Source organism: Brevibacterium sp. HMSC07C04, from assembly GCF_001815905.1.
Taxonomy (GTDB): Bacteria; Actinomycetota; Actinomycetes; order Actinomycetales; family Brevibacteriaceae; genus Brevibacterium.
On record NZ_KV823264.1, the window covers coordinates 1 to 11,420 of the forward strand.

The window sequence follows — 11,420 nt, forward strand, 5'->3', positions numbered from 1 at the left end:
CTTCCTTACCTAAGGTAGGAACTAAACCCAGGACGCTTCACCTTGCTGTTACAAATCCACCCAGCACTGGAACGTGTATTCAAAGGTGGTGTGCTGACCCGCCAGATCACGCTGGATTTGCTGATCCGCTACAACGGTCCAGCAGGGCTGCGGGCCGCGGGGAATCCAGGGGTGAAGCGGTGGGCGCGTAACCACACCCGCAAAGACCCTTCAGCACTGGTGGATGCGATCTTTGAAGCACTGAGCCAGCAGACCGTGATCGTGCCTGGCAGTGAAGCTTCTGAACAGATCGTGCCGCGTCTGGCCGCCACGATCAAAACGCTCAAAGCCGAACGGGCTGACATCGCTGCACAAGTTGAGGAACTCATTGATTCGCTCCCTCTTCTTCAGGTCTTAACGTCCATGCCGGGAGTCGGCGTTAAGACCGCCAGTCAGATTCTCCTGGCCGCTGGAGATTTCTCCACGTTCCAGTCCGCTGCCCACCTGGCAGCCTATGCCGGTATCGCGCCTGTCACCAGGAGATCAGGAACCTCGATCCGCGGGGAGTTTCCCTCCCGTGCAGGCAACAAGAAACTCAAAAGCGCGCTATTCCAATCCGCCTGGGTCGCATCCAACCACGACCCGATATCCAAGGCCTACTACGACCGGAAACGAGCCGAAGGAAAACGCCACAACGCAGCCATCATGTGCCTAGCTCGCAGACGACTCAACGTCGTGTACGCCATGGTCAAACACGGAACCCTCTACGAAGAAAAAACACCCGAAGCAGCTTGACAATCAATGTAACGGGCGAAGCATGAGCAGGCCTACCCCTATCGTTCCGAGAAATGGCAAGCCCAATACTCTTCCGGGCGGCATTCCGTGGAGTCGATGAACAAGTCGATCAAAGACGGCAAGTTCATGCCCGTGGACGACGCAGAGACGCTCCCACGACGCGGCTGGACCAACCAGTTACTCAGCGCCATCGTCATGGTCGCCGCCACCAGCGTCCGCAAGATCATCAACCGGCTCCACGATCAGGTCGGCTTGACGCGCGTGGCGTCTGCAGCTCTTCGTCGGGCACGGCGACGAGAGGTCACCCGAGGCTGGTCGGTCGTGCCGAACGCCCCACCTGCAATCGCGGTCGGTACATGACATTCACTTCGCCCACGCACTGCCCTGGCGCACGCCTGGCCGGATTCTCCACCCATGCGTGCCTTCAGCGACCTCAACCCTGCCTGCCCCTTACCCATGAAGCTCCGAGTTGTGCAGGGCGACGAACGAACAAGGCCGGATTACTCCCGAAGGAGCAACCCGGCCTTGAGCTGGTCATCCGTACAAACGACACTCTGTGCGCGAGGGGGGACTTGAACCCCCACGATGTTGCCACCACTGGCACCTGAAGCCAGCGCGTCTACCAATTCCGCCACTCGCGCGAAGCAGCAAAAAGAAACTATACACACATCTGGTGCCCAGCAGCAAAACGAGCTCCAAAACCACCCTTGCGGCGCCCGCCCTTTAACCGGAGTCAGCGTCTTAGCAACAGCTGCTAAGGCGCAGATCTGTTGCTGCAGGGAGCTTCTTTGCGGCTAACGGGTGGATTCATTGCCAGCCGGTGTGCCCCGAGCGCACTCAGTCAGCCCGCGCCCAGTGCCCCACCCAACCGCACGATCCAAATCCCCTCAATATCCCCCACGCGTGAGCGATTTCGCATTGGTGTCAAATCAGCCAATGCCGCGAGCAGTCAGCCGAAGATGCGGTTCTCAGCCCCCATCAATGGTTCGGCCGTTAATATGATGTGTTGACTGATTGATCGTCGAAAGGGGGTGGAGCGCACCGTGGGCATGCTCGACCGTTTTGAGCGCGGAATTGAACGCGTAGTCAATGGCGCGTTCGCCAAGGCCTTCCGCTCCCAGGTCGAACCTGTTGAGCTCGCCGGAGCGCTTCGCAAGGAAGCCGACGCTCGCGCCGCCGTCGTATCGCGCGGCCGCACTCTGACCGCCAACAGCTACACCGTGGAGCTGTCCTCGACCGACTTCGAGCGACTGACCCCCATTTTCGACGAGCTCAAAACCGACCTCCGACAGGTTGTCGGCGAACACGCCGTTGAACAGGGCTACAGCTTCGTAGGCCCCGTAACGGTTGAGCTGACCGTCGCATCCGACCTCGACACCGGCGTCTACCGCGTGCTTGCGGGAACCGAGCGTCCCGATGGTTCGCCCGCCGCGCAGCCGGCCAACCGCGGCGGCTACGACCCCATAAGCCGTGCCAACCCCATCGTGCCGGAAGCCTACGAACAATCCCGCCGCCGCGAAACCAGCCCAGCCCCAAGCCCCGCGCCCAACCAGGCCAGCCCAGCCCGCCCGGCGGGCCGCCAGTCGGCCGCGCACTTCACGGTGTCGGTGGGCTCGCGCAGCTACCGGCTTGGCCAGGGGTCCACAATCTTCGGCCGTTCGTCTTCAAGCGCCGACATCGTCATCGACGACCCGGGTGTTTCACGCCGCCACTTCGAAGTGACCGTCGACGGCTCTCACGCTCAGGCTTCTGACCTGGGCTCAACCAACGGAACGCTGCTGGACGGCAAGCGAATCTCCAAAGTCAATGTGACCGATGGGACTGTTCTCCAAGCTGGTGACAGCGCGGTCGTGTTCCATCGATCGGAAGCAGGGAGCTGATGACTGAGCTCACCGTCATGGTGCTGCGCCTCGCGTTTTTTGCGCTGCTGTGGATTTTCGTCTTCCTTGTCGCCGGCGTGTTGCGCCAGGACATCTTCGGCCCGCGCACAACGAAGGCTCGCCGCCGCGGCAGGAGCGGACGCTCCAAGAGCAGCCGCCCGCAGAGCACTCCCGCCGCAGCTCCATCGGCATCAGGCGGTGCCGTACAGCCCGGTGACCAGGTGACAACAGCCCACTACGCCCAGCTGGTCTTCACCTCTGGCGCTCTGCAGGGCCGCGTCATCTCGCTGAACGGCCAGCCCGTCACCATGGGCCGGGCCGGAGGCAACGACGTTGTCCTGCATGACGACTTCGCTTCCGGCGTTCACGCGCGCGTCGTCGCTGACAACGGCCTGTGGTACGTCGAAGATCTCGGTTCAACCAATGGGACGTTCGTCGGCGATCGCAGGCTCCACGGCGCTGTGCCTCTTCCTGCTTTCACCCCTGTGCGAATCGGCAACACGACAATGGAGCTGCAGGCATGACGAACGAACTTCCCGAAATCATGTTCAAAGCCGCCGTCCGCTCCAATGTCGGCCTGGTGCGCCAGAACAATCAGGACTCCGGCTACGTGGGTCCGAACTTCCTGCTGATCGCCGATGGCATGGGCGGCCACGCCGGCGGTGACGTCGCTTCGGCCATCACGGTCAGCCGCCTGTCCGCACTGGACACCCCACAGCACAGCAGCGATCTGCTGGGTGAGCTCCGCTCCGCGATCCTCGAAGCCAACGAACGGATCAACGCCGCTGTCGAAGAGCGTCCCGAACTTGCTGGCATGGGCACGACCGTCACCGCACTCATGCGCCACGACAGCCGCCTGTGCTTGGCCCACATCGGTGATTCGCGCGCATACCTGCTGCGCAACGGCGAACTCACCCAGATGACCTCTGACCACACGTTCGTGCAGATGCTCGTAGACGAGGGCCGCATCACGGAGGACGAGGCGGAACACCACCCCCAGCGCTCCGTCGTCATGAAGGTGCTCGGCGATGTCGGTGCGACACCTGAGCTCGACATGTCGATCCGCAACGCCCAGGTGGGCGACCGCTGGCTGCTGTGCTCTGACGGTCTGACCGGCTTTGCTGATATTCGCGACATCAAACACGTCATTGAAACCGTCGACAGCCCCGATGACGCCTGCGACCAGCTGGTCGACCTCGCCCTGGACGGCGGAGGTGCTGACAATGTGACCGTCATCGTCAGCGACATTGTGGAAGCCGACCCCGCCCACACTGACGACCCGGGTTCCAACGCCGGTTCGGTGCGCATCAATCCGCACTACGCGCTCCTGGGAAGCTCTGCTGAGGCCACCCGCCAGATGACCGTCATCAACGACGACCCCACAGCGGACACCGACGTCATGCACGCCGACGACATCGCAGCGATCGGCGCGGGCGAGCACATCGGCCCAACCGAACCCGGCATGCCGGGTTCCGCGGACGCCGAACTTACCGCCCATCCCGCCTCGACCTCGGAATTCGATGACGAGGCGGAATCACCTGCCGCTGCAGCCGCACCTGGCGGCCCTGTCACCGCAGCTTCGGCTGTCGAAGAGGACCGGAAGCTTTCGCGCGCTGAACGCAAGGCACAGCGCAAAGCCGACAAGAAGGCTCTCAAGCCGGCGGCTGAGACACTGGAAGACGATGACGACTACGAAGAAGCTCCCCGCCGGAACTTCTTCGGCTGGATTGTCACAGTGCTCGTGGTAGCCCTCCTGGCCGGTGCCGCACTGTTCGGCTGGCGCTACATCCAAAGCCAGTACTACGTGACAGAAGAAAACGGCCGCGTTGCCGTCTACCAGGGCATTTCCCAGGACCTGGGCCCCATCAGCCTGTCTCACCTGCAGGAACAGACCGAAATCGAGGTCAGCAGCCTGTCGAGCTTCACCCAGGACCGCCTGGGGCAGACCATTCCGGCCGGTTCGAAAGAAGACGCCGACGACATCGTCAACAACCTGCGCAGCGAAGCCAGCCGCGACACCAGCGGCGAGGACATCCGGCCGGGTGTCAACGAAGGTGGAGACCCCGCCCCCAGCAGCGATCCGCAGGCACCGGGCGGTGAAGGTCAGTGAGCCGCGCAACCCTGGACGACTACTACAAGTCGGCTGCCGGACAGGAAGAGACTTCGAAGGGCCCGCGCACATACCGCAATGTTGAGCTCGTGCTCATCCTGATTGCGGTCGTCGTCGCAGGCGGCGCCTACGCGCTCGTCGGCATCGGAGCATCAGATGCGATCCCGGCCAATGTGTACAGCTACACGGGCATCCTCGCCGCTTTCGGCATCGGCATCAACATTGTGCTGCGCATCCGCGCCAAGTACGCCGACCCGATTCTCGTGCCCACCGCCATCATGCTCAACGGCCTCGGGCTTGCCATGATCTTCCGGATCGGGGTTGCCAAAGACAGCACGCGAGCGGCAGATTCGCAGCTCATCTGGATGGGCTTGGGCGTCATCCTGTGTGCGACGGTCATCTTCGTGCTGCGCGACCACCGCGCTCTGCGCAACTGGCCCTACGTTGCCTTCCTCGCCGGTGTCTTCTTCCTGCTGCTGCCCCTGGTGCCCGGACTGGGCCGGACCATCAACGGTTCGCGCATCTGGATCGGCCTGGGCCCCTTCAGCTTCCAGCCCGGTGAGATCGCCAAGATCCTCTTGGCCATCTTCTTCGCGGGCTACTTCGTCAACTACCGCGACCAGCTGCGCCTGGCCGGGCCCCGGTTCCTTGGGATGCGCCTGCCGAGGCTGCGCGACACAGGGCCTCTCATCATCGCCTGGATCATTGCGGTTGCAGTCATGGTGTTCCAGACCGACCTGGGTTCGGCACTGCTGTTCTTCGGACTGTTCGTGGCAATGCTCTACGTTGCCACCGGCATCAAGACGTGGATCGTTTTGGGCCTGTCCATGTTCGGCGCTGCCGCCGTTTCGGCCTATTTCCTGTTCTCGCACTTCTCACTGCGCGTCGACGCGTGGCTCAACGCACTGTCACCCGAAGAGTTCAACCGCACACCCGGCGGTTCCTACCAGCTGGTTCAGGGCATGTTCGGAATGGCCAACGGCGGTCTTTTCGGCACGGGCTTCGGTGAGGGCCGCCCGCAGATCGTCCCCTATTCGGACTCCGACTTCATCATCTCCAGCTTCGGCGAAGAGATCGGCATGATCGGGCTGTTCGCCATCCTCATGCTGTACCTCATCATGTTCCAGCGGGGCGTGAAGATCGCCGGCAACCTGCGCGACCACTTCGGCACCCTGCTGTCTTTGGGTCTGTCGTTCCTCATGGCCTTCCAGACGTTCATCGTCGTCGGCGGTGTTACGCGACTCATTCCGCTGACCGGTCTGACGACCCCGTACCTGGCTGCCGGCGGTTCATCGCTCGTGGCCAACTGGATCATCCTGGGCCTTCTTCTGCGCATGAGCGACAACGCTCGGCGCCCGCAGGAGGAGTTCCAGACCGGTGTTCTCCAGGCGGTCACCGACACCTCACCCAAGGTGCGCACCGACAAAGAACCCGAGGTCGTCGACTACGTGACCACGGACTACAACCCCAACACCAGCGGCTACGCGCCCAGACAGGCAGGAGGTGAACTGCAGTGAAGAAACCGTTGGGCCACGTGTTCGTCGTCGGACTCGTGATGTTCGCTCTTCTGTTCGGTTCGGTCAGCACTGTGCAGTTCCTGGCCGCTGACAGTCTGCGCTCCAACCCCTTGAACAACCGCACGCTGTTCGAGCAGCTGTCGCGGCCGCGCGGACCAATCCTCGTCGACGGTGAACCCGTGGCGAAGTCCGTTCCAGTGGACACTGAGTTCAAGTACCAGCGTCAGTACGGCGGGAAGGGCCTGCCTGCCGAAATGTACTCCGGGATCACCGGCTACTACTCGGTCGTCGGCGGTTCCACCGGGATCGAACGCACCGAGGGCAGCCTGCTGTCCGGTCTGGACGACCGTTTCTTCTACGACCAGATCTCCAACTGGATGACAGGCCAGGAGAACATGGGCGCAGCTGTTGAGCTGACCATCAACCCCAAAGCGCAGAAAGCCGCGTGGAACGCTCTGGGCGGTCAGAAAGGCGCCGCGGTCGCCCTCGACCCGAAGACCGGCCACGTTCTCGCAATGGTCTCCACCCCCGGCTGGGACCCAAACCCCCTGGCGTCACACGACAGGAAAAAGGCCAAGTCCGCCTATGAGAACCTCGTCGGAGCCAACGGACAGCCCGCTGTGAACAAGGCAATCGGCGGCAAACAGTACCCGCCCGGCTCCGTGTTCAAGCTGGTCACCGCAGCAGCGGCCCTGGAACACACCGACTACACGCCCGACTCCGTCCTGGAATCGCCCACCCGTCTGGAACTTCCGCAGACCAGCGCCACCATCGGCAACGCCGGCGGCGCAACGTGCGGCAGCGGCGGCGAAGCGACCTTCGAACACGCTCTGGCGAAGTCGTGCAACACAACCTTTGCCAAGCTCGGCATGGACATCGGCGAAGACGCAATGGCTGAAACGGCCAAGAAGTTCGGATTCGGCGAAAGCTTCGAATCCCCCATCAAGGTCGATGCTTCGCAGTTCCCCGAACAGCTCAGCCCTCCCCAGCTGGCCCAGTCGGCCATCGGGCAGTACGAAGTCCGCTCAACCCCCATGCAGATGGCGATGGTCTCCGCGGCAATCGCCAATGACGGCAAGGAAATGCGGCCCAACCTCGTCAAAGAGGTCAAGAACGCCCGCACCCTGAAAGTAATGGAAACCCCAAGACCGAAGACCTTCTCAAGGCCCATCAGCAAGAAGACGGCCGGCCATCTCAATCAGATGATGCAGAAAGTCGTCACCGACGGCACCGGCACTGCGGGAGCGATCTCGGGTGTCAAAGTCGCGGCGAAGACCGGAACGTCGCAGCACGCAAAGGGTGCGGCCCCCCACGCCTGGTACACGTCGTTCGCTCCGGCTGACGATCCCCAGGTTGCCGTGGCAGTAGTTGTAGAGAACGGCGGTGCAGCAGGATCGGCAGCGTCCGGCGGCCGCACTGCGGGACCGATTGCTAAGAAGATCATGGAGGCGGTGATCAGCTGATGAAGCCAGAAGCAGGCACAGTGCTCGGCGGACGCTACGAACTCACCACCCGAATCGCCGTCGGCGGAATGGGCGAAGTGTGGAAGGGAACCGACAACGTTCTCGGCCGCCCGGTCGCAGCGAAGATCATGAAGGACGAGTACCGGGACGACGAGGCCTTCCTCGCTCGTTTCCGGGCCGAAGCACGGTCGATGGGCGCGGTGTCCGACCCCGGAATCGCCGGGGTGTACGACTACGGCGAAGAAACCGGCGCACCGTACCTTGTTATGGAGTACGTGCCCGGCGAAGCGCTGTCTTCGATCATCGAACGCGACGGCGCTATGAGCGAAGTCGACGCCCTCAACATCACCGCGCAGGCGGCCCAGGCTCTCGATGCCGCCCACAAGGCCGGCGTGGTCCACCGTGACATCAAGCCGGGCAACCTGCTCGTCACCCCGGACTTCCGGGTGAAGATCACCGACTTCGGCATTGCTCGCGTAGCAGACCAGGCTCCGCTGACCCGCACCGGTCAGGTGATGGGCACCGCCCAGTACCTCGCTCCCGAACAGGCCACCGGCAAAGGCTCCGTGCCCCAGTCCGACCTGTACTCGCTGGGCATCATCCTGTACGAACTGCTGGCCGGACGCCGCCCGTTCATCGGCGAAACCCAGGTGGAAATCGCCATTGCGCAGGTCAACCGCCGCCACCCGGATCTGCCGGAGACGGTTTCAGCGCCAGTGCGGAGGCTCGTCGACTGCCTGCTGGCAAAGAAGCCCGGCCTGCGCCCGACCGACGGTGCCTCGGTTGCCGCGGCAGCCCGCGCCCTTATGGACGGCGACGTCGCAGCCGCCGAAACCGCTGTGCCGCAGCTTGCAGAAGACGCCGGCGGGCAGACCGCGGCAACCCAGCTCATCGGATCTGACGAAGCCTCAACGACCGTGTTGAGCCACACCTCGGAACACCAGGCCGCACAGCCGGTGGGCATCCAACGCGGATACCTCGACGGCGCTGATGCGGGATCTGACGAACTTGACGAACCTGATGAGCCCAAAAAGGGCGGCGCGGGTGCGAAAGCTGCGATCGCGATTCTTGTGATCGCCCTTCTCGGCCTGCTGGGCTGGGGAGCCTGGGCACTGGTCGGCGAACAGCTCTTCGGCGACCAGACCGCGGACGAACAGACCGACTTGGTGGAGATCAACCCCAGCGACTACGTAGGCAAGGACTACCGCGACGCAAAGAAGGCCCTGAAGGACCTTGACCTCAAGGCCGAAAAGAGCCTGGAGTACTCCGACGAACCAGAAGGCACCGTCACTGCTGTGCAGCGCGGCGCCAAGGGCTACAGTTTCGCCCCCGGTTCGCCGGTGACGCTCGTGGTCTCCCGCGGCCCAGACCCTTCCGACAACGACAACGACAGCGGACGGGACAGCCAGCCTCAGCAGCAGGAACAGCAACCGCAGGAGCGCAAGCGCTCCAACGACTCCAACCAGCGCGGAAGCAGCGGATCAGACACCGGCGGTTCTCGCGATTCCGGTTCTGGCAGCGGCAGCGATTCCAACCAGGCGCCCGGAAACTCCGGCGATGCCCCCAGCCGCGATCGCGGCAATTCCGGCAACGCCCCCGGTCAGAACCAAGACCAGGGCAACCAGGGGAACCAAGGCAATCAGGGCAACCAGGGCAGTCAGAACGATTCCGGCCAAAACGGCTCCGGCCAGGGCGATGCGGGACCGAGTGGTTCCGGCCAGGGCGGCGGACAGGTGAGCGGCGGGAACTCCGCCTCGAACAGCGGAGGTGAATGATGACGGACTCCCGTCTGCTTCTGGGCCGTTATGAGATCGAGGAGCTCCTGGGCCGCGGCGGCATGGCCGAAGTGCACGCCGGAACTGACCGCAGGCTCGGCCGTCGCGTGGCAATCAAACTGCTGCGCAACGACCTTGCCCGCGACAATTCGTTCCACGAGCGCATCAATCGCGAAGCCCAGTCAGCGGCCAGACTGAACCACCCCGGCATCGTCAGCGTCTACGATTCTGGCGAAGAGAGAGTCATAGAGTCCGGCGGCGGCGAAGTCACTGTGCCGTTCATCGTCATGGAGTACGTGGAGGGGCAGACTCTGCGCGAGGTTCTGTCCGCCCACGGACCGCTGACCGTTCAAGAATCACTGGACATCATTGCCGGGGTTCTCGCACCCCTGGACTACAGCCACCGCAACGGGATCGTCCACCGTGACATCAAACCCGCCAACGTCATGCTCACCCCCGAAGGCGACATCAAGGTCATGGACTTCGGGATTGCGCGCGCGCTTGAAGACACCGGTCAGCTGACGCAGACCTCGACGGTTATCGGCACCGCCCACTACCTCTCCCCCGAACAGGCCCGAGGCGAAGTTGTCGATGCCCGCTCTGACCTGTATTCGACGGGCTGCCTGCTGTACGAACTGCTCACGGGCCAACCGCCGTTCACGGGCGATTCGCAGCTGGCGGTGGCCTACCAGCACGTCGGCGAAACACCGCGCCCGCCGTCGGAGCTCAATCCGAACGTTACCCCGGCTGTGGACCGAGTGGTGCTGCACTCTCTGAGCAAGGGCCGTGATGAGCGCTATCAGGATGCTTTCACCTTCCGCGAGGATGTTCTGGCGGCCCGCGATGGCCGCCCGCTGAGCATTGACGGCGGCGACCCCAATGCCACCCAGGCTTACGCCCAGCCCCCGGCAACCGCTGCAACGCAGATGGTCGCCCCCGTCGGTATGGGCTCCGGCCCGCCTGCCACCGGGACACTGGACGAAGTCTCGAACACCTCGGGCTTTTCCACCCTGCCCAGCCGCGAAGAAGAAGAGGATGACGACAACAAGAAGCGCAGCTGGCTGTGGATTCTCGCAACGATCCTCGTGCTTGTTCTGGGCGGGCTTGGCCTATGGGTCTACCAGCTGTCCAAGCCCAAGGAACCGCCGACGATTGAACTTGCCAACCTGCAGGACGTTTCGGAAAAAGAAGCGATGCAATGGCTGCAGGACAACAACCTCAACGGCGTGACCGAGGAGGTCAACAACGACGACGTCAAAGAGGGCAATGTCGTCAAAACCGATCCCGAAGGCGGCACCGCTGTCGAGGTGGGTTCGGATGTCACGGTCTATGTTTCCGCTGGCCCCGCCGAGGTGGCAGTCCCGGATGTCTCGGGACAGACGGAGTCTTTGGCTCGCCAAACTCTGGATGAGGCCGGTCTTAAAGGCGGTTCGAACAAGGAGCAGAACTCACCTGACGTTGACAAGGGCACAGTGCTGAAAACCAAGCCCGGAAAAGACTCGAAGGTCAAAAAGGGTTCGGCTGTCGATCTGATCCTGTCCTCCGGACGAGTCGACGTTCCCAATGTCACCGGCAAGAGCGCAGATCAGGCCTGCTCGATCCTCACCGGCGACAAGTACCAGCTTGAATGCAAGACCGAGGAAGTCGAAACTGACGAACACGAAGCAGGCAAAGTGTTCTCGCAGTCGGTCAAGGGCGGTTCCTCAACCGATCAGCACGCCACCATCACCATCAAAGTGGCGAAGGAAAAGCCGACTCCCACGCCAGAGCCGGAAGAAGAAGAGGAGAATCCGAATACGGAATCTCCGCTTTTCCCGGGCACCGATGACGGTTGGTGATACGGCCACCGGCTGAGCTGATGAAAAGCGGCCGGGGCTGGGTGTGATGAGCACACCCAGCCC

At 63.0% G+C, this 11,420-nt stretch carries 9 protein-coding genes and 1 tRNA gene; 9 read left to right on the forward strand and 1 reads right to left on the reverse strand.

Annotation, left to right across the window (positions count from 1 at the left end; genetic code table 11):
* The first annotated feature begins 90 nt into the window (after window positions 1-90).
* Both HMPREF3162_RS06970 and HMPREF3162_RS06975 read left to right on the forward strand, forming a co-directional pair.
* Entirely contained in the window at window positions 91-774 is a 684-nt protein-coding gene (locus HMPREF3162_RS06970; protein WP_083274274.1) for a transposase, read from the forward strand.
* Window positions 775-870: 96 nt separating this feature from the next.
* Complete coding sequence (locus HMPREF3162_RS06975) at window positions 871-1,134, forward strand: hypothetical protein (protein WP_070424156.1); 264 nt, start codon at window positions 871-873, stop codon at window positions 1,132-1,134.
* A 197-nt stretch (window positions 1,135-1,331) separates the two neighbouring features.
* Here HMPREF3162_RS06975 and HMPREF3162_RS06980 read toward each other — a convergent pair.
* Window positions 1,332-1,415: transfer RNA gene (locus tag HMPREF3162_RS06980), tRNA-Leu, on the reverse strand.
* Between the two features lie 408 nt (window positions 1,416-1,823).
* Here HMPREF3162_RS06980 and HMPREF3162_RS06985 point away from each other — a divergent pair.
* From HMPREF3162_RS06985 to pknB, 7 genes are read left to right on the forward strand one after another with little or no spacing between them, the layout of a single operon-like run.
* The gene (locus HMPREF3162_RS06985; protein ID WP_256282688.1) at window positions 1,824-2,654 is read left to right on the forward strand and encodes a DUF3662 and FHA domain-containing protein; all 831 of its coding nucleotides are present in this window, start codon (window positions 1,824-1,826) and stop codon (window positions 2,652-2,654) included.
* On the forward strand, window positions 2,654-3,178 hold the full coding sequence (locus tag HMPREF3162_RS06990; protein WP_070576306.1) for an FHA domain-containing protein FhaB/FipA: 525 nt from the start codon (window positions 2,654-2,656) through the stop codon (window positions 3,176-3,178). The genes HMPREF3162_RS06985 and HMPREF3162_RS06990 overlap by 1 nt, the downstream gene beginning before the upstream one ends.
* Window positions 3,175-4,764 carry a PP2C family protein-serine/threonine phosphatase gene (locus HMPREF3162_RS06995; protein ID WP_070777442.1) on the forward strand — a complete coding sequence of 530 codons (1,590 nt, stop codon included), beginning with the start codon at window positions 3,175-3,177 and terminating at the stop codon, window positions 4,762-4,764. The genes HMPREF3162_RS06990 and HMPREF3162_RS06995 overlap by 4 nt, the downstream gene beginning before the upstream one ends.
* Complete coding sequence (locus HMPREF3162_RS07000) at window positions 4,761-6,281, forward strand: FtsW/RodA/SpoVE family cell cycle protein (protein ID WP_070576301.1); 1,521 nt, start codon at window positions 4,761-4,763, stop codon at window positions 6,279-6,281. The genes HMPREF3162_RS06995 and HMPREF3162_RS07000 overlap by 4 nt, the downstream gene beginning before the upstream one ends.
* Complete coding sequence (locus HMPREF3162_RS07005; RefSeq protein WP_070777444.1) at window positions 6,278-7,744, forward strand: peptidoglycan D,D-transpeptidase FtsI family protein; 1,467 nt, start codon at window positions 6,278-6,280, stop codon at window positions 7,742-7,744. The genes HMPREF3162_RS07000 and HMPREF3162_RS07005 overlap by 4 nt, the downstream gene beginning before the upstream one ends.
* On the forward strand, window positions 7,744-9,519 hold the full coding sequence (locus HMPREF3162_RS07010; protein WP_070777446.1) for a protein kinase domain-containing protein: 1,776 nt from the start codon (window positions 7,744-7,746) through the stop codon (window positions 9,517-9,519). The genes HMPREF3162_RS07005 and HMPREF3162_RS07010 overlap by 1 nt, the downstream gene beginning before the upstream one ends.
* Window positions 9,516-11,357 carry a Stk1 family PASTA domain-containing Ser/Thr kinase gene (gene pknB, locus HMPREF3162_RS07015; protein WP_070777448.1) on the forward strand — a complete coding sequence of 614 codons (1,842 nt, stop codon included), beginning with the start codon at window positions 9,516-9,518 and terminating at the stop codon, window positions 11,355-11,357. Before HMPREF3162_RS07010 ends, pknB begins: the two co-directional genes overlap by 4 nt.
* The last annotated feature ends 63 nt before the right edge of the window (window positions 11,358-11,420 follow it).